The organism is Scytonema sp. NUACC21 (assembly GCF_054684315.1).
Genome location: NZ_BAAFZH010000101.1, coordinates 135,846 through 156,025, shown reverse-complemented (window position 1 = coordinate 156,025; position 20,180 = coordinate 135,846). Strand labels below are relative to the sequence as shown.

General features: G+C 45.2%; 9 protein-coding genes and 1 pseudogene. 9 read left to right on the top strand and 1 reads right to left on the bottom strand.

Translation table 11 applies throughout. The features are described from left to right. Window positions 1-18 precede the first annotated feature (18 nt). Window positions 19-8,232 (top strand): amino acid adenylation domain-containing protein, encoded by an 8,214-nt coding sequence (locus ACYRY3_RS33140; protein WP_460205911.1) that lies wholly within the window; start codon window positions 19-21, stop codon window positions 8,230-8,232. A 4-nt stretch (window positions 8,233-8,236) separates the two neighbouring features. Then, window positions 8,237-11,005 (top strand): annotated as a pseudogene (locus ACYRY3_RS33135) (non-ribosomal peptide synthetase); the annotation flags it as partial. 116 nt (window positions 11,006-11,121) lie between these two features. Here the strand turns inward: ACYRY3_RS33135 and psaM are convergent. Further along, window positions 11,122-11,256, bottom strand: coding sequence for a photosystem I reaction center subunit XII (gene psaM, locus ACYRY3_RS33130; protein ID WP_460205910.1), 135 nt, complete (start codon window positions 11,254-11,256; stop codon window positions 11,122-11,124). 184 nt (window positions 11,257-11,440) lie between these two features. Here psaM and ACYRY3_RS33125 point away from each other — a divergent pair, with 184 nt between their 5' ends. The 7 genes from ACYRY3_RS33125 (at window position 11,441) to ACYRY3_RS33095 (ending at window position 20,173) form a co-directional block, all read left to right on the top strand. Continuing rightward, window positions 11,441-12,697, top strand: a complete 1,257-nt coding sequence (locus ACYRY3_RS33125) for an FGGY-family carbohydrate kinase (RefSeq protein ID WP_460205909.1) — start codon at window positions 11,441-11,443, stop codon at window positions 12,695-12,697. A 183-nt stretch (window positions 12,698-12,880) separates the two neighbouring features. After that, on the top strand, window positions 12,881-13,546 hold the full coding sequence (locus ACYRY3_RS33120) for a retroviral-like aspartic protease family protein (RefSeq protein ID WP_460205908.1): 666 nt from the start codon (window positions 12,881-12,883) through the stop codon (window positions 13,544-13,546). 695 nt (window positions 13,547-14,241) lie between these two features. Further along, window positions 14,242-15,345 carry an effector-associated domain EAD1-containing protein gene (locus tag ACYRY3_RS33115; RefSeq protein ID WP_460205907.1) on the top strand — a complete coding sequence of 368 codons (1,104 nt, stop codon included), beginning with the start codon at window positions 14,242-14,244 and terminating at the stop codon, window positions 15,343-15,345. A 388-nt stretch (window positions 15,346-15,733) separates the two neighbouring features. Beyond that, on the top strand, window positions 15,734-17,134 hold the full coding sequence (locus tag ACYRY3_RS33110) for an effector-associated domain EAD1-containing protein (protein ID WP_460205906.1): 1,401 nt from the start codon (window positions 15,734-15,736) through the stop codon (window positions 17,132-17,134). Between the two features lie 27 nt (window positions 17,135-17,161). Continuing rightward, window positions 17,162-18,115 (top strand): hypothetical protein, encoded by a 954-nt coding sequence (locus ACYRY3_RS33105; protein ID WP_460205905.1) that lies wholly within the window; start codon window positions 17,162-17,164, stop codon window positions 18,113-18,115. Beyond that, on the top strand, window positions 18,112-19,068 hold the full coding sequence (locus tag ACYRY3_RS33100) for an AAA family ATPase (RefSeq protein WP_460205904.1): 957 nt from the start codon (window positions 18,112-18,114) through the stop codon (window positions 19,066-19,068). Before ACYRY3_RS33105 ends, ACYRY3_RS33100 begins: the two co-directional genes overlap by 4 nt. A gap of 28 nt (window positions 19,069-19,096) precedes the next feature. Then, window positions 19,097-20,173, top strand: a complete 1,077-nt coding sequence (locus ACYRY3_RS33095; protein WP_460205903.1) for a VWA containing CoxE family protein — start codon at window positions 19,097-19,099, stop codon at window positions 20,171-20,173. The last annotated feature ends 7 nt before the right edge of the window (window positions 20,174-20,180 follow it).

The following is a 20,180-nucleotide window of genomic DNA, read 5'->3' as shown; positions in this document are numbered from 1 at the left end:
AGATAGGAGTTGCTCAAAATGAGTCATCTGAATACTATTGATAATAATGATGAGCTGGATTTGGAAATAGCTATTGTTGGCTTATCCGGTCGCTTTCCAGGTGCCAAAAGTATTGATGAGTTCTGGCAGAATCTACAGAATGGAGTAGAATCTATTTCGTTTTTTTCTGACCGGGAACTCAGGTCTTCAGGTATTAACTCTGCTTTGCTGAGCAATCCCAACTATGTAAAAGCTAAAGGTGTATTGCAAGATGTAGACCTGTTTGATGCATCATTCTTCAGCATTTCTCCCCGAGAAGCTAATATTATGGACCCACAACATCGCCTCTTTTTAGAGTGCGCTTGGGAGGCGCTGGAAGATGCGGGCTACAATCCTGCAACATACGAGGGTTCGGTTGGAGTTTATGCTGGTGCGGGTTTAAACACTTACCTGTTGTTCAACCTTAGCCCAAATCCTGAATTAACAGCAGGCAGTTTCCAAAATCTGATTTCAAACGATAAAGATTTTTTAGCAACACGTGTTTCTTACAAGTTAAACCTAAAAGGTCCGAGTGTCACGATCCAAAGCGGCTGTTCGACTTCACTGGTTGCCGTCCACCTAGCTTGTCAAAGTCTGCTAAATGGCGAATGCGATATGGCTTTGGCTGGTGGTGTTTCCATATACCTTCCAGAAAAAGCAGGTTATTTGTATCAAGAGGAGATGATTTTTTCTCCCGATGGTCACTGTAGAGCCTTTGATGCCAAAGCACGGGGAACCTTAAAAGGTGACGGTTTGGGAATTGTTGTTTTAAAGCGACTGGTAGATGCTCAAGCGGATGGGGACAATATTTATGCGGTCATCAAAGGTTCTGCTATCAACAATGATGGTTCTTTGAAAGTTGGTTACACCGCACCCAGCGAGCAAGGTCAGGCACAGGTCATTGAAGATGCACTTACCATAGCCAGAGTAACATCCGATACTGTAGCCTACGTAGAAACTCACGGCACGGGAACAGCCTTAGGAGATCCCATTGAAATTGCTGCGCTGACACAAGCTTTCCGCGCCAGTACTGAGGCAAAGGGCTTCTGCGCGATTGGTTCGGTGAAAACCAATATCGGACATTTGGATGTGGCTGCCGGTGTTGCAGGTCTCATCAAAACTGTCTTAGCCCTCAAACACAAGTTGCTACCGCCCAGCCTGCACTTTCAGGAACCCAATCCCCACATCAATTTTACGAACAGCCCCTTCTACGTTAACACCACACTTTCTGAATGGAAAGCCAGCACAACCCCCCGTCGGGCAGGGGTGAGTTCCTTCGGTATTGGAGGTACTAATGCTCATGTGGTTCTGGAGGAAGCACCTGCACCCAAACCAGTAGAGTCACAACTAGAACGCCCGTTACACATCTTCTGTCTATCAGCGAAAACCCAGAAGACGTTGCGAGAACTAGCAACTAAATTTGAAAGCTACTTAGCAATGCATCCTTCAGTATCCCTGGCAGATGTGTGCTATACGGCTAATGCAGGGCGATCGCATTTTTCCCATCGTTTAGCCGTCGTAGCTGAGACATTAGCTCAACTACGCGAGCAGCTAAGTACTTTCGCCAGCGATAAGCCAGTGCGGGTGCTGAGTGGCAAAGTGGAAGGTACAAATCAGCCCAAAGTAGCGTTTTTGTTCACAGGTCAAGGTTCCCAGTATGTTGGCATGGGACGCCAGTTGAGCGAAACACAGCCAACCTTCCGTAAAACGTTGGAGCGATGTGACGAAATACTCCGCCCCTATCTACAGCAGCCTCTGTTATCGGTGCTTTATCCAGAAAATGAAGTAACCTCGTCCCTAGATGAAACAGCATACACCCAACCAGCACTGTTTGCATTGGAGTATGCCCTAGCTGAGTTGTTTCTCTCTTGGGGCATAGAACCAACCGTTGTTATGGGTCACAGTCTGGGGGAATATGTAGCCGCCTGCGTGGCTGGAGTGTTCAGCCTGGAAGATGGGCTAAAACTCGTCGCGGAACGCAGTAGATTGATGCAAACATTACCACAAAATGGTAAGATGGCTGCAGTGTTTGCCAGTGAAGAGCGAGTGGCAACAGCAGTTGCTTCCTATAAGTCACAGATTGCAATTGCTGCTGTGAACGGTCCAGAAAACACCGTCATTTCAGGAGCGCGAGAAGCTGTAGAGTCTGCCATCGCGCAGTTGAAGTCACAGGGGATTGCAGTGCAACACTTGCAGGTTTCCCATGCTTTCCACTCACCACTGATAGAGTCGATTCTCGACAAATTCGAGCACTTGGCGGAAAAAGTGCAATTTAACGCCCCACGTATTCCACTCATCTCAAATTTGACGGGTCAAATGCTAAAAGCTGGGGAAATCCCCGATGCAAGCTATTGGCGTCGCCATATGCGAGAAACTGTACAATTTGCGGCTGGGATGAAAACCCTAGCTCAACAGGGTTATGAGATATTTCTAGAAATAGGGCCTAGCGCCACTCTGTTGGGAATGGGTAAGAGATGTCTGCCCAAAGGAAAAGGTCCTTGGCTGCCTTCCTTAAAGCAGGGCAAGGATGATTGGCAGGTGTTGCTAGAAAGTGTATCTCAACTATACACACTCGGTGGGAATCTCAACTGGAGCGGATTTGAGCGGGACTATTCACGGAGCCGTTTGTCACTTCCAACCTATCCATTTGAGCGACAGCGTTACTGGGTTGAAACAACAAGCGTTATGGATAATCAAAACGTAGCAGTGGAAACATCTACTCCACAGGTGAATATGACGCCCAAGACCAATCGCCGAGATGAAATTCTCTCAACATTGCAAGCTTGGGTGGCAAATTCGCTGCAAGCAGACCCCTCTGCAATAGAGGTGGAGACTCCCTTTACGGAAATGGGTGCCGATTCCATAGTCTTGATTGAAGCGTTACGAGCTATTGAAAATGTTTTTGGGATTAAAATTGCCATTCGACAGTTATTTGAAGAATTAGCCACAATCAATGCACTCGCAAATTATATAGATCGCAACCTTCCTCCAGCGTTTACTCTGGGAGTTTCCCCTTCACCCGAGTTTGAGCCAGTTGTGCATTCGAGTCAGCCAACTCAAGCAGCTTGGGGAAATGCACTTGCAAGCGCAAACCAACATCCGACAGTGGATATGAAAGATGAGAGAGCAACAGATGGGGATGGGCTGCAGCAAATCATGAAACAGCAGTTAGAAGTGCTGTCTCAGGTGATGTCTCAACAGCTAGAGGTTATGCGGGGCAAGGGTTTTTCTGTGGAGCAGCGGTCTTTCTCCCAGAATAGATCTTCTCAATCCGCTCATTTAAACACGACACCTGTTATTCATTCTTTTAGTAGCGTACAAAACAACCACGTTACTGAATCCCCATCTTTCACTAAGCTTAAACCCAATGAAACTACCCCCCAAGCATCCTCACCCTCTACTTTCTGGGGAGTGGAACAGCCTGGAGCAAGGGAACTGAGCCCGCAGCAACAGCGCCACCTGGAAGCACTAATCGCACGCTATACCAAACGTACCCAAAAATCAAAGCAACGAGCCCAAGCCTACCGCCCCGTTCTAGCTGATAGGAGAGCTTCACTAGGGTTCCGTTTTGAAATCAAGGAGATGCTTTATCCAATAGTTGGACAGAAATCTCTAGGTTCCAGAATTTGGGATATTGATGGTAATGAGTACATAGACCTTGCAATGGGTTTTGGCGTACATCTTTTCGGTCACGGTGCCCCCTTTATTCAAACAGCTCTACAAGAGCAGCTAGAGCAAGGTATACAAATCGGTCCACAATCGGAATTTGCAGGTGAAGTTGCCGAGTTGTTCTGCGAACTGACGGGAATGGAGCGAGTGACTTTCTGTAACTCGGGTACAGAAGCTGTGATGACAGCGGTGCGTGTAGCACGTGCTGCGACAGGTCGTGCCAAAATTGCTTTATTCAGTGGTTCTTATCACGGTCATTCTGACGGAACTTTAGCCATATCAAGAAATGTCAGCGGAAAGCAGCAATCTGCGCCCATGGCTATTGGTGTGTCACAACACGCCGTTGATGACGTTTTAGTTCTCACTTATGGTGCTCCTCGCTCTCTCGAAATCATCAAAACTCATGCCCGTGAATTAGCTGCTGTTTTGGTGGAACCCGTACAAAGTCAAAGACCTGATTTGCAACCCAAAGCGTTTCTTCAAGAACTCAGGGACTTAACGCAACAAGCGGGTATCGCGTTGATTTTTGATGAAGTGATTACTGGCTTTCGCATTCATCCCGGTGGAGCACAAGCGTGGTTTGGTATTGATGCAGACATTGCTACCTATGGCAAACTAGTGGGCGGTGGGATACCCATTGGAATCGTCGGTGGTAAGGCGAAATACATGGATAAAATCGACGGCGGTATGTGGAGTTATGGAGAAGCGTCTTATCCCAAGATAGAAACAACATTTTTTGCCGGAACCTTTAACAAGAATCCACTGGCTATGGCTGCGGCAAGAGCTGTTCTCAAGCATTTAAAGATGGAGGGACCAGCTCTTCAAGAGCGGTTAAATCAGCGCACATCACAGTTAGCCGAAACACTTAACGCTTATTTTCAACAAGAGAGCGTGCCCATCCAAGTGGTACATTTTGGCTCGCTTTTCCGCTTTGCCTTATCTGGTAATTTTAGCTATTTATATCAACGTTTAGAAACCGATTTACTGTTTTATCACCTCATCGAAAAGGGAGTCTACGTTTGGGAAGGACGCACTTGTTTTGTTTCCACAGCTCACACCGATGAAGATATTAATTATATAATTCAGGCGGTTAAAGATAGCGTAACGGAGTTAAAAGAGGGCGGTTTTTTTTTGAACCCTTCGGCAAAATTGCCAGAGGGTAATCAACAATTGGATGGCAAATCAAACACTCTTACAAAACCATTTTCCGCTACAGATGCGGTACCTGCTTCTGCATCTTTAAAAACGCAACAAGCAACGGATGAAGAAGCAAAGGAGGTACAAAAAGTACCCCTGAGTGAGGCTCAAAAGCAACTGTGGATTTTGGCGCAGATGGGTGACGATAGTTCCCTTGCCTACAACCTCACGACAACTCTCCAGTTGCGCGGTCCTTTTCAGTTACAGGCGATGCGTCAGGCATTGCAGCAAGTTATCGATCGCCATGAAGCTTTACGGACAACTATTAGCAGCCAGGGCGATTTTCAGCAAGTCTTACCATTTCTCAAGATAGACGTTCCTTTGATTGACTTGTCAACTGGAGATAGATGCGAACGCGAGTCTAAAGTGGCAGCATGGTTCACAAAAGAAAGCCAAGAACCTTTTGCTCTTACCCAAGGACCTCTCTTGCGTTGTCACATCTTGAAGTTAGAGGAACAACTGCATTTACTAGTTTTGACGGCTCATCACATGATAATTGATGGGTGGTCGATTAGCGTGTTGTTGCAAGAGGTGGGTGCATTTTATTCCGCACAGTGTCAGGGCAGTGTTTACCAACAGGAGCCACCTCTGCAATTTAGAGAATATATCGAATGGCAGATGGAGCAGAGCCAAAGTGCAGATATGTTGAAACACGAAAATTACTGGCTCGGGCAATTTGCCGACTCGATTCCTGTTTTGGAGTTACCTTGCGATAACCTGCGACCATCTGTCAAGACCTATAAAGGAGCCAGAGCCAGTCTGAAGCTTGAGGCAAACCTTTACGACTCCCTCAAAAAATTCAGCAGGCAGAAGGGGTACACGCTTTTTATGACCCTGCTAGCGACCTACATGACTTTGCTGCAGCGATTGACAAATCAGAATGATATTTTGATTGGTGTTCCAGTAGCAGGGCGATCGCTGAAAGGCTGTGAAAGTATGGTAGGCTACTGTACTAACATACTACCAATACACATTTCTCTAGAAGGGTCTCCTGCATTCTCAGAATATCTCAGCACGGTCAAGCGTGTTCTGTTCGATGCCTACGAACATCAGGATTATCCCTTTGCCCGATTACTCAACCAACTGAATTTACGCAGGGATGCCAGCAGTTCTCCTTTGGTGACCGCAACATTTAACCTAGATCGACCCTTGGCTGTGCCAAAGATGTTTGGGCTGGAACTTGAGTTGGTCTCACCTCCTATTAATTATTCACACTTTGATATCAGCTTGAATGTTATTGAAAGCAACAGTGAATTACTGTTGCAAATGGATTACAGCACCGACCTGTTCGATGCTAGTACCATTAACCGGATGCTAGAGCAGTTCCAGACCCTGCTAGAAAGCATTGTCAGCGATCCATCGCAGCGCCTTACAGATATGCCGCTGTTAACACAAGCAAAGCGCCTGACTCTGGTGGAGGAATGGAATCGCACGGCGACGGATTACCCGAAAGATTTATGTATTCATCAGTTATTTGAAGCACAGGTGGAGCAAACACCGGATGCAGTGGCGGTGGCATTTGAAGACCAACAACTGACCTACTTTGAGTTGAACCAAAGGGCGAATCAGCTAGCCCACCACTTGCATTGCCTAGGGGTGGAACCAGAAGTACTCGTTGGCATTTACCTGGAGCGATCGCTGGAAATGGTCGTAGGGCTGTTAGCCATTCTCAAAGCTGGCGGGGCTTACGTACCCCTAGACCCAGCCTATCCCCAAGAACGCTTGGGCTTCATGCTCAAAGATGCCCGTGTATCGGTACTACTGACCCAACAGCATTTGGCTGAGCAGCTTCCAGAACACACGGCACCTATTGTTTACCTCGACAGCAACTGGGGAACCAATGCCGACGACGGTGCTCAGAGCGGCACCCACCAAAGCTTAGAAAACCTCACGAGCAAAGCAACACCCGAAAACCTCGCCTACGTGATGTACACCTCAGGGTCCACGGGTACACCCAAGGGTGTGAGGATTATACACCGGGGAGTCGTGCGGTTAGTCAAAGAAAACAATTATGCCAACCTCAGTGCAGAACAGGTGTTCCTGCAACTTGCTCCCATCTCCTTTGATGCCTCAACTTTTGAGATTTGGGGCAGCCAGCTCAACGGTGGGCGGTTGGTGGTCATGCCTGCCCATATGCCATCTTTGCAGGAGTTAGGGCAAGCCCTGAGACAATACCAGGTAACAATACTGTGGTTGACAGCAGGATTGTTCCACCTGATGGTAGACGAGCGACTTTCTGACCTGGAGCAGGTAGGTCAACTACTTGCAGGCGGTGATGTTTTATCAGTATCCCACGTGCAAAAGGTTCATCAACAACTTAAAGGATGTCAGTCGATCGACGGCTATGGACCGACGGAGAATACAACCTTCACCTGCTGCTACGCGGTACCACGGGAAACTGACATTGGAAACACCATCCCTATCGGTCGCCCGATTGCAAATACCCAAGTATATCTGTTGGACGAACAGTTGCAACCAGTACCGATAGGCGTGCCAGGGGAATTGTATATCGGCGGTGACGGCTTGGCGCGGGATTACCTCAACCGCCCGGAACTGACGGCAGAAAAGTTCATCCCCAATCCTTTTAGCTCAAAGCCAGGGGAGCGTCTGTATAAAACTGGTGACTTAGCGCATTACTTAAGTGATGGCAACATTGAGTATCTCGGTCGCCTTGACAACCAGGTAAAAATTCGCGGCTTCCGCATTGAACTCGGAGAAATAGAGTCGGCGCTGCAACAGCATCCCGGCGTTCGCGAGAATGTGGTCGTAGCTCGGGAGGATGTACCGGGTAACAAGCGCTTGGTGGCATATGTGGTAGTGAGCCAGATGCCAGCGCCAACGAATGGGGAACTGCACCACTTCCTGAAAGCAAAGCTACCCGAGTACATGGTGCCCTCTGCCATAGTACTGCTAGAAACCCTACCCCTGACACCTAACGGCAAGGTAGACCGCCGTGCCCTTCCAGCACCTGACACGGCTCTACTGGAATTGAAAAGCAACTATGTGGCACCGCGAAATTCCGTTGAAGAAGTGCTTGCGGCAATCTGGGCAGAAGTCTTTGAGATCGAGCAAGTTGGGATCTACGACGATTTCTTTGAGTTGGGGGGGAATTCTCTCCTGGCGACTCAGGTCGTGTCCCGAGTTCAAGAAACCTTGCAGGTAGATCTGCCACTACGCAGTTTCTTTGAAACATCCACTGTAGCTGACTTGGCTGCATTGATTCTCCAAGATCCTAGTGAGGGAGTGAAAGTTGAAAGGACTGCTCAACTCCTCCTGAGCTTAGCTGAGCTTTCGGAGGAAGAGATAGAAGAGATGATTACCGAGCAGACTTCTTTAGGGAGGGTGTAGCGAAATGAGCCGTTTTTCCAAACAAAACTTGAAACTTTCTTCTCAAAAGCAGGCGCTACTTGAGACATTACTTCAAAAAGAAGGCATAGACTCCGCGCCTTCCCAAAAGATTACTCCCAGGAAAGATGTCAGTTCTCTTCCCCTGTCCTTTGCCCAGCAGAGGCTGTGGTTCTTCGACCAGTTTGCTCCCGGCACTCCTGCCTACAATATCCCAGCAGCCCTACGCCTTAAAGGGCAGGTCAATGTAATGGCGCTGCAGCAAAGCTTCAACGAAATTTTACAGCGCCACGAAGCTTTGCAAACAACCTTTGCTACTGTGGAGGGGCAACCAGTCCAAGTCATTACCTCAAAACAGACCTTGGCACTGCCAGTGGTGGATCTTCAAGACTTGCCAAAAACCGAGCGCGAAGCTCAGGCTCTACAGCTAGCAACTGAGGAAGCTCAGCAGCCTTTCAATCTAGCGCAAGATTTATTGTTGCGTGCCAAACTCCTGCGCCTGGACAAAGACGATTACGTACTGCTGCTGACAATGCACCACATTGTTTGCGATGGTTGGTCTGTAAAGGTATTAATCCGGGAATTGACAGCGCTTTACGAAGCCTTTGCTGCTGGCAAGCCCTCGCCACTCCCCAAGCTACCCATCCAGTACGCAGACTTTGCACTTTGGCAGCGGCAGTGGTTGCAGGGAGATGTTCTGAAGACCCAACTAGGGTACTGGAAGCAACAACTTGCCCATTTGCCCGTGTTGCAACTGCCCACTGACCGCCCGCGAGCGGTAGTTCAGAGCTTGCGAGGGGCAGCGCAATTTCTCATGCTATCTAAGAGTCTGACTGAGGCGCTCAAAGCCCTCAGCCAGCAGGAGGGGCTCACCCTTTTTATGACGCTACTGGCAGCATTCAAGACGCTGCTCTACCGCTACACGGGACAGGATGACATCGTTGTAGGTTCCGGCATCGCAAATCGAAACCGACCCGAGATTGAGGGACTCATTGGGTTTTTCGTAAACACCTTGGTTCTGCGTAGCAACCTTTCAGGTAACCCAAGTTTCCGGGAACTTTTAGGTCGGGTTCGGGAGATAACTCTACAGGCCTATGCCCATCAGGATCTGCCCTTTGAAAAGTTGGTAGAAGAACTGCAGCCAGAACGTCACCTGAGCCACCAGCCCCTGTTTCAAACAGCATTTTTCCTCCAGAATGCGCCGAAATCAGTTTTGGAGCTTCCATGTCTGACCTTGAGTTACCTGGAGGTCGAAACCAAAACAGCAAAGTTTGATTTGATGGTTGACATGGTGGAGACACGGTCGGGTCTGTGCGCCACATGTGAGTACAGCACCGACCTGTTTGATGCTAGCACCATTAGGCGGATGCTAGGGCATTTTCAGACTTTGCTAGAAGGTATTGTCGCCGCTCCATCGCAGCGGTTATCAGACCTACCGCTTTTAACTGAGGCAGAGCGCCTGACTTTAGTCGAGGAATGGAATCCCACGGGGGTGGATTATCCCCAGAACCTGTGTATTCATCAGTTGTTTGAAGCACAGGTGGAGCGCATACCGGATGCTGTGGCGGTGACATTTGAAGACCAACAACTGACTTACCTTGAGTTGAATCAAAGGGCAAATCAGCTGGCGCACTACTTGCGATCGCTGGGGGTGAAACCGGATAGTTTAGTGGGTCTGTGCGTGGAGCGATCGCTGGAAATGGTTGTGGGGCTGTTAGCCATCCTCAAAGCTGGTGGGGCTTACGTACCCTTAGACCCAGCTTATCCTCAGGAGCGCTTGGCCTTCATGTTGGAAGATTCACAGGCATTAGTGCTACTAACCCAACAGCAGTTGCTCCAGAAGCTTCCCAAACACAAAGCACGTGTAGTCTGCTTGGACAGCAACTGGGAGACGAATGCCAGCAGCACAGCTTTTCCCAACGCCCTCCACAGTTTGGAAAATCCCACGAGCAAAGTGACGCCCGACAACCTAGCCTATGTCATTTATACCTCAGGATCTACGGGCAAGCCTAAGGGTGTTTTGGTAAATCACTCTAATGTCCTTCGTCTGTTTGAAGCAACTGATTCGTGGTTTCACTTTGACGAACGTGATGTGTGTACCCTCTTTCACTCCTATGCCTTCGACTTCTCAGTTTGGGAACTTTGGAGTGCTCTTTTGCACGGCGGGCGTCTTGTAGTCGTTCCCTACTGGGTGAGCCGATCGCCGACAGCGTTATACGACCTATTGTACGCGGAGCAGGTCACAGTCCTCAACCAGACACCTTCAGCCTTCCGCCAACTGATACAAACTCAGGTATCTTCAGGTGTCACTGAGGAGCAGAGCCTGCGCCTGGTTATCTTTGGTGGGGAAGCTCTTGACCTCCAAAGCTTGAAACCCTGGTTCGAGCGAAATGGGGACGAGTGCCCTCAGTTAATCAATATGTACGGTATCACGGAAACGACCGTACACGTGACCTATCGCCCCTTAATGATGAGCGATCTTAGGGGGACGGGTAGTGTTATCGGAGGTGCAATTCCCGACCTGCAGGTCTATATGCTGGATCGGTACTTGCAGCCCGTACCCATTGGGGTTCCTGGTGAAATGTACATTAGTGGGGCTGGTTTAGCCAGAGGCTACCTCAACCGCCCGGAACTAACCGCACAGAGGTTTATCCCCAACCCCTTTAGCGACAAACCGGGAGCGCGGCTGTACAAAACTGGTGACTTAGCTCGCTACTTACCCAATGGCGACATCGAGTATCTCGGTCGCATTGATGTTTCGGACTTGGTACACTGAGATTTTATGAAAAAATCCTGGCAATAGGAGTACAGTCTCGAATCACAACGGCACTGCACCGCAATTACCCGACAGCTGTACTCCTAATACCAGGTCGTTAACCTTTTAGCAGGGGTTTACGAATTGTAAAGTGATGTTGCTAAACGCCAAGCGAGAACGCCTGGAATCAGCGCCACAAGAAGAGCGATGTACACTTGAGTGTCTGAGATACTGGACACTTGAGCTAGGTAAAGAAAATTTGAGATAGACATACTGTGAAACCTCCCAATCTCAACAGATTTTGAACATTTCGTTTACTACTTTTCCCTGTTTTGCCAAGATTGGGGAATAGGTTGTTACAAGATGCAACATAAACGAGTCAAAAATCAAAAATACAAAGACAAAAAAAATAATAAAAATAGAAAAGTCAAGTTTTTTAAAAAAAGTTATTAAATTATGGGCATTTATTTAGGCATAGATTTTGGAACTTCTGGGGCAAGGGCTGTGGCAATTGACGAGACAGGTTCTATTCAGTCTCAGGAACGGTTTCCCTTCCAAATGTTAAATGTGCCCGACTTAACAGAACTCTGGAAAAATGCCTTATTTACCCTGCTTGAGCAAATTTCTCCCGAGTTAAAGCAACAGATGAGGGCGATCGCTATTAACGGTACATCATCCACTGTCTTATTATGTAACAATGCCGGACAACCCGTAGATACACCCATGCTGTACAACGATGCACGGGGGGAACTGATGCTGGAGGATTTAAAAAAAATCGCACCTCCAAACCACACAGTCATCAGCGCCACTTCCAGCCTTGCCAAACTGCTGTGGATGTCCCAACTGCCCTCCTTCGTTAACGCAACACACTTTTTGCATCAAGCAGACTGGCTGGCATATCTTCTACACGGGCAATTGGGTGTGAGTGACTACCACAACGCATTAAAGTTGGGTTACGACGTAGAAGAGTTAAAATATCCGGATTGGCTCGAACAGATGGAAATTGAAGTTCAGCTACCAAAAGTCATCACCCCAGGGACAGCCATTGCTGAATTACATCCTGAGATTGCAGATAGATTCGGTTTTCCTCAAGATTGTGTAGTTTGTGCGGGGACAACAGACAGTATTGCAGCCTTTCTTGCCAGTGGTGCCAAACTTCCAGGTGAAGCCGTTACCTCCCTGGGGTCAACCTTGGTGCTGAAGCTATTAAGCCGTACCCGTTTAGAGGATGCAAGGTACGGAATTTACAGCCACCGCCTGGGGGACTTGTGGTTGACTGGAGGGGCTTCCAATACAGGAGGTGCAGCACTCAAGCAATTTTTCAATAATGCTGAGTTAGAAAGCCTCAGCCAAGAGATTGATGCGTCAAAACCCAGCCAGTTCGATTACTACCCCTTATTAAAGCCAGGGGAAAGATTTCCAATCAACGACCCAACTTTACCACCGCGACTGGAACCCCGTCCGGAGAGTGATGTGGAATTCCTACACGGGTTGTTAGAAAGTATCGCCCGTGTAGAAGCAAGAGGGTATCAGTTATTGCAGGAATTGGGGGCGGATAAATTAACTCGCGTTTACACTGCTGGTGGAGGTGCCCTTAATCTTGCTTGGACGGAAATCAGAGGGCGTCTTTTGGAAGTTCCTGTTGAGAGTTCCGTGAATACCGAGGCAGCTTTTGGGACGGCTTTGTTAGCAATGCGGGGCATAAAGGAATAAATCTTGTACGGTGGGCAACAAGTTGATTCACCCCCCTTAATCCCCCCTTGTTAAGGGGGGAAACGAGAAATCCAATTCCCTCCCCAATACATCGGGGAGGGCTAGGGAGGGGTGAGACTAACGTGTATACCGTAGTAATTTCAGGACGGGCGGGACGCCCATTCCACAAAAGAGTAGGTTGGGTTGAGGAACGAAACCCAACATTTCATCCAATTACCTTTGTTCCTATCACATGCATCAACGGATAATGGTCAATCCTTGCCCGCAAATCTTGTAGGGTGGGCATCCTTGCCTGCCCTCAACTTTAGGACGGGCGGGACGCCCATCCCACAAGAAAAAAGAATAGCATTACCTAAACTAGAAAGTATGGTATTGCAAGCGGTAAGGTATTCGGTCATGCTGGATTTCAATCGTTCCAATCATGTGGTTACTGAGGACATGGGAGAAGTTAGAGTGCAGGTTAAACTCACAAATGCTGTGGATGAAATTTTGGTTAACAGAGGATTACTTAATCCAAATCAGTTGCGAGTTTGTGAAACACAAGCACTAGTAGACACTGGCGCTGTGCGGACTGTGTTACCAGTAGAAATAGTGGAAAAGCTTGGTTTGAAAATTCGCGGTCAGCAAATAGCAAAGTATGCTGATGGGAGACAGGAACCAGTTGGATTGACGGAACCTGTGATTATTGAAATAGAAGGACGTGAAACAACAGAAGCTGCTTTAGTCGCAGGTGATGAGGTGTTAATCGGTCAGACGGTATTAGAAACTTTAGATTTGCACGTGGATTGCAAGAATCAGCGTTTGATTCCGAATCCTGCACATCCTGAGTATCCTGTATTTAGAATTTAGTAGGTTGGGTTGAGGAACGAAACCCAACATTTCATCCAATTGCCTTTGTTCTACCCAACCTACATAATTAAAAAACCAACCGCTAAGACCTCAAAGACACAAAGCGTAGGTTGGGTTGAGGAACGAAACCCAACATTTCATCCAATTGCCTTTGTTCTACCCAATCTACATAATTAAAAAACCGCAAAGACGCTAAGGACACAAAGAAAGAGCAAAAGAAGATCCGTAATCTTACATTGAGAAGGAATAACTTTATAAAGCTTGAACAAAGCGTCGCTAAGACCAACTACCCAAAATCAGGTTGCTGTGTATTCATGTTTTCTTCTTAAATGATAATCTTTTATATTATGCGGTTTTCATATGCGTCACCCAATTGTGAGAGGGCGAACAACCGTTCACCCCTACCAACGTACCTTACTCAATCGGGAAAAGCCATAACTGATGACTGAATATATTGATTCTTATTTAAAGGAGCGATTGATGAGTCAAGAGGAATGGTTGATTGATGAGGTTGTTAAGCCTGGAACGCGAACTTAACTCTAGTCCACGGAGTCGGGAGGTGAAGCATCAAGTATTTATATGCCACAAACGTTTCGTTTTCCTGGTGTTAAAAGTCGCGATCGCTTGCCTACGGGGGAAAATGGGTTACTAATATTTTAGAACTTCGCTAATACTTACTAACTTAAAAAAATTGTATGCAACTAACTGGTCAACAATTTAGACAATTGACAGAAGCTTTAATTGATGCATTTCCATCTCAGCAAAGACTTACAGAATTAGTAAGATTCCGGCTTGACAAAAACCTAAATGCGATCGCAATGGGAGATGACTTACAAGCAATTGTCTTTAGATTGATTCAAGCCGCAGAAGCTCAGGGATGGGTTGATAAACTGATTGCAGTTGCTCGTGAGTCAAATCCTGGAAACCCAAAATTATTTGTTTTTGCTCAGGAGTTCCATCTTGCGACTCCCATCCCACCACAGTTATCAGCAAGAGGCGCATTGGAGAAAATTATTAAGAAGACGAATAGTTTTCTGAATGTGAATACGTGGCGAGAAAAGTTGGGCGTAATTGAAGCCCAAGTATGCCGCATAGAAATTACTAAGAACAATAATACTAAAGAATTTGGTACGGGTTTTCTAATTGCACCAAATGTGGTGATTACCAATTACCATGTCATTGAAACTGTGGATTTAGGAAAAGCATCATCTAGCAATGTTATTCTACGTTTTGACTACAAACAGCTACCAGATGGTAAAATTATCAACGCGGGTACAGAGTACCGATTAGAGGAAGATTGGCTAATTGATAAAAGCCCTTACTCCGAAAATGAGTTACCAACGACTGACGAACTGGACTATGCATTGCTTCGAGTAGCTGGAATCTATAACGACAAAGGCCCTGGAGAGGAACCGATAGGAAAAAATCCCGAGCAAAATGCTCCAAAACGAGGATGGATTCAGTTACCTAAAGAACCTTATGAGTTTTCGCCCAACACTCCATTATTAATAGTACAACATCCAAAGGGTGACCCATTAAAGTTGGCATTTGACACGGAAGCTATTATTGGCGTTAACGAGAATCACACAATTGTTAAATATAAAACGAATACAGAGCCTGGTTCTTCAGGTTCACCATGTTTTGATATTAATTGGAATTTAGTTGCGCTGCATCATAGTGGCGATCCGGACTCCAAGAACCCAGAGTACAACGCCGGAACACCCTTCAGTACTATTTGTTCTCGCTTAGAGAAGCAAGGTATATTGGCAGATTTACAAAGCGGTGAAGCAATATGGTGAGAGCAAACTCCAGTCACCTATCAGCTATTTGATAGTTTTCTACCTTGGACCAATTTAAAGTTTGTATAGTACGTGCATTCATGGGTCAACGCGAAAAAATAAAATTACGTAACAAAAAGTAAAAACCTGTATTTGGCTCGTAGTAGCGCTTTAGCGCATGCATCGCAACTAAAAACCAGTCACAATTATTCGCGCCAAACTTAAGCAAATAGCGGCATAAATTAATAGCTAACAACTTTAGAAAGTCAGTGGGCGGAAGGAGTTATATCCGAAAGCAAGCAAAAAAGAGGTGTAGATACTGAAAGAAAGTTAATATCTGTAAAAATTTAATGTAGTGGGTCTTGGGTAGACAATGTTTTTTCCAGGCAAATTTGGGAAGGAAAATTGCATGAAATTGAGCGGTCAACAAATCGAAAAACTAAGAGATGCTTTAATTAGCGCGTTTCCGGAGCAAAGTCAACTCGAACAATTCGTCAGGTTTAAGTTTAGTCAAAACTTAAATGCGATCGCAATGGGAAGTGACTTAAAATACATTGTCTTTAAATTGATTCAAACTGCAGAATCTCAAGGATGGGTTAAGGAATTGATTGTAGCGGCTCGTGAATCAAATCCTAAAAACCCAGAATTATATGTTTGTGCTCAGGAGTTATTACCAGACGAATCAAAAATAAATGTACAACAAACAAAAGAGGATTTAGAAGCAGACGTAAATTCTCCAGAGTTACCAACTCGCCAAGCAATAGTACAACCAAGACCAACTCAGCGTTGGGCTTTCCTGGTTGGGGTTAATACTTACACAGACTCTAATAACTTTGGACAATTGAAGTTTTGCGTTAACGATGTGTTGGCGCTAGAGAAAATCCTGAAGCAGCTTGGCTATGAAGTGCATTGTCTTCATGACGATCGCGATCGCGATGACCCCTTATTTCCCACTCGCGACAACGTAGAAGCAAGATTGAAGGAGATGTGTACAGCAGTTAGACCAAATGATTTACTTTGGGTGCATTTTGCTTGTCATGGAATGCGAGTCGAGAGAGGCGCTTCTAAGAAAGAACCTGTTTTAATCATGAGAGATACCCAGTATGCCTTATTGGAGAAAAGGGCTTTCCCTGTTGCTGAGGTAGAGCAATATATGAGACAGAGTGGGGCGCAGCAGCTAGTTCTGACATTAGATGCTTGTCATACTGGGGTCGAGATGGGAAGAAATATCACCGATCCGGAATTTATTCACAATGTTTATGAGTTAGCTAAAGGTTTTGCTCTCATCGCAGCAAGCACTGCTCAACAAGTCGCATCTGAATGGCAAGAAAAGCAACATGGTGTCTTCACTTATTATTTGTTGGAAGGGCTTTCCGGTCAAGGCGATCGCGTGGGTAAAAATTTTGTGACTGTCGATGACCTCAAGAATCACGTACTTGATGGGTTGCGTCGTTGGGGTGTTAAAAACTATAGAACTCAAGAACCAACAGCCCGTACTGAGGGCTTTGGGGATATGATTCTGGCGGATTATCGGGATGCAAAGCTGGTGATGGAAAAGAATCGAGAATCTGAAGTAAACGCGCCTGTAAAAAGTCAGCCGACTGTTGAGGGTGGTTCTACCCCACGTCGTTTGAGTAATGCTGCTAAGAAGTTATTAGAGAATCAGCTGAATGACCTTAATGAGCGGTTGGAAGCAGTGCAGAGACAAATGAGAACAGAGGGTGACCTTGAGAAACAACTTCTTCTTCAAAGAAGAGCAGATGATTTATTGAAACAAATAGAAAAAATTCAACAACAAATTGAAAGTTAAGGTGATTTCTCATAACTAATTGAACTCATGGCAAATTGGGAGAAAGATTTATTAGCTGACCTTAATGAGCAGTTGGAAGCAGTTCAGAGACAAATGAGAACAGAGGGAGATTATGAAAGGCTAGTTCTTCTTCAAAGAAGAGCCAATGATTTATTGCAAGAGATAGAAAAAAATGATAAATTCCGAGATATTAACAAATATATTGAAGACAAAATACAATATATTGATTTCAAAAAAGCCATAAAATTATTGGAAGTAAAGCTCAAAAAGTTTGATAATACTTGGGGTGAAGCCATACTTGTTATGAATCATACGTCTACTATGGCAGGTCAATATTTTGTCTCTAGAATTAGAAATCTCTTAGATAAGCAAACAGGAACATTTAGATATTTTCCAATTGGTATCACTGTTGTTAGTGAAAAAAATAAATTTGGAATTTTAACGCCTCTTTCTCAGCAACTAAAAGTAAATTGCGATTCTAACTTGAGACCAGAAGAATATACTCAATCAGTTATTAATAAAATTTGCACATCTCTACAAACAGGCAGTGTTATCTTTATAGAAATACAAAATTGGGATTTTTTATCAAAACACCAAGACATTATGCCTTGGTTGCTTAATGATTTCTGGAGAATTTTAGTTGCAGAAGGGCGAAAAAAAGTTCAAGATAATAAGCTGCGTCAAGTTAAGTTTATTACTATTATTAGTGCAGCTTCTAAAATGGATTTAAAAAAATATAAAACTTTGTTTAAAGAACATAATGTTCTTGAAATTAGTTTAAGTAAGTGGAGTAAGCAGGATATTATATCATGGCTTGAAGAATACTCAACAGGGTTAATCAATCCTGGTTTAAATGGCGAGCAAATTGATGACATGGCAGAGGAAATTTACTCAAGAGCAAAAGGTGTTCCCTCTATAGTGCGTAGTGAGTTAGAAAACGAATTAAATTTACTCCTTAAATCTACATCAATTAACTTATGACTTCAAAAACTCGATTGACTTTTAACAATGACCCCAATCTAATACCCAAAGACCCGCATCCAGACTCACCAAAAGAAAAAGAACCCTACATCGCCTCAGAAGAATTGCAAAAAGCAGTGAATTTAGCCATTTATCTGGGAAGACCTTTGTTGATAGAAGGAGAAGCTGGATGCGGTAAAACTAAATTAGCTCATGCAGTGGCTTACCAACTTGGTTTTCCCTTTTACCGTTGGGATGTTCGTTCGACGACTAAAGCAAAGGAGGGGTTATACGAATATGATGCGATATTGCGTCTGCATGATGTAGAAACTCGCAAGCTAGGAGACAAAATTGATGAAGGACGAAATCCTACAAACCCCAAAGACTACCGCACCTTTGGACCTTTAGGAAAAGCCTTTATTGCCAACCGTCCTGCTGTAGTTCTCATCGATGAAATAGATAAAGCTGACGTTGACTTTCCCAACGATTTGCTGACAGTTTTAGATAAGCCGATGCGATTTGAAATCAGAGAAACAGGAGAAACAGGCGAGCAAGCAATTCAGGCAAAATATCCTCCCATAGTCATAATAACTAGCAATAAGGAAAAAGGCAATTTGCCCGCTCCCTTTTTGCGTCGTTGCTTGTATTATTACCTCAAGTTTCCCAGCCCAGAAGAATTGGCAAAAATTGTTGATATTCACTACAAACTTCATCGTGAGGACTTGGGTAAATCTCCTCACAAAAACCTCAAAGAAGCTGCAGTAAATCTTTTTTTTGAACTGCGTGAGGAGAAAGGGCTATTGAAACTACCAGGAACTAGTGAGTTTTTGGATTGGTTACACGCATTACAAAGCTTTCAACCATATCCTTATCCTGCAAAGGACTTAAGCAAAGATAAAATTCCTTATCCAGAGTTATTATTTAAACTGCGACAAGACTGGCAAAAGTACACAAATTCACCAGTTGCTTCATAGATAAATTATCCAAAAACTCAACTCCAAAATGGACTACGATTATCACCCAATCTTAACTCGCATTTTTCACCGCTTGCGTCGGGAAGGTTTTAACTTGGGTGTAGCTGAATATTTAGATGCATTGAACGCAATTGAGGGAGGATGGGAAACAAAAAGTACAGAAGATTTAAAGCAGCTTGTATTGTTATTGTGGTGTAGTTCTTTCACCGAACAAGGTAGATTGCAGATTATTTGGGATTCAATAGTTGCAACTGATTCCTCAAAGCAGAACTCCAAGACTCTAGAGAAGGAATTAGAAGCTTCTTCCAAACCACCAAACCAGGAAGATGAGACGTCCCAAAGTCGCCAGGAAAAGATTATCGAATCGAAATCTGTTGTCTCTCAACTAACTTCTGAAATCTCCTTTAAACCAGTACAAGCTCCCTGTTTTACTCCAGCAGAACTGGAGGAAGATATAGAATTTCAAAACGACTGGCTGGTGTCCAGACGCTACATGGTTTATATTTGGCGTTATTTACGTCGCCCTGTTGCAGATGGACCTGAAGATGAATTGGATGTCACGGCTACAGTAGAAAAAGCTGCACAGCAAGGTTTTTTTCTTCAATCAGTCTATCGCAGACGAGAAATTAATCACGCTCACCTGTTGTTGCTAATAGATCGCGAAGGCTCGATGACTCCATTTCACCGTTTTACGCGTGACTTGGTAGAAACGGCTCAGTATGAGAGCAATCTTCAGCGCGTGGATGTGGGCTACTTTCATAACATCCCGGCTCAAAGTGTCTATCAAGATTCCCACCTGACTGAACCCATACCTTTTGAGGAGATTTTAGAAAAATGCGATCGCGAAACGAGTGTTTTGATAGTTAGCGATGCAGGTGCAGCACGGGGTTATCGTAGAATGGAAAGGGTACGCGCTACCACAGAAGTTATCTTTGATATTAAGCGATACACTCATCTAATCGCTTGGTTAAATCCCATGCCAAAAGAGCGTTGGACAAGCACATCAGCCCAGATACTCAGTTATCTTGTCCCAATGTACCCGATGGATAAAGAAGGATTGAGTCAAGCAATCAATATTTTACAAGGTCAACCTTGGCAATCTTAGTTTCTTT

Bases quoted from the DNA above. Each gene is read 5' to 3' on its own strand.
- ACYRY3_RS33140 (WP_460205911.1), top strand. From the start codon at position 19: ATGAGTCATCTGAATACTATTGATAATAATGATGAGCTGGATTTGGAA.
- psaM (WP_460205910.1), bottom strand. From the start codon at position 11,256: ATGTCTATCTCAAATTTTCTTTACCTAGCTCAAGTGTCCAGTATCTCA.
- ACYRY3_RS33125 (WP_460205909.1), top strand. From the start codon at position 11,441: ATGGGCATTTATTTAGGCATAGATTTTGGAACTTCTGGGGCAAGGGCT.
- ACYRY3_RS33115 (WP_460205907.1), top strand. From the start codon at position 14,242: ATGCAACTAACTGGTCAACAATTTAGACAATTGACAGAAGCTTTAATT.
- ACYRY3_RS33110 (WP_460205906.1), top strand. From the start codon at position 15,734: ATGAAATTGAGCGGTCAACAAATCGAAAAACTAAGAGATGCTTTAATT.
- ACYRY3_RS33105 (WP_460205905.1), top strand. From the start codon at position 17,162: ATGGCAAATTGGGAGAAAGATTTATTAGCTGACCTTAATGAGCAGTTG.
- ACYRY3_RS33100 (WP_460205904.1), top strand. From the start codon at position 18,112: ATGACTTCAAAAACTCGATTGACTTTTAACAATGACCCCAATCTAATA.
- ACYRY3_RS33095 (WP_460205903.1), top strand. From the start codon at position 19,097: ATGGACTACGATTATCACCCAATCTTAACTCGCATTTTTCACCGCTTG.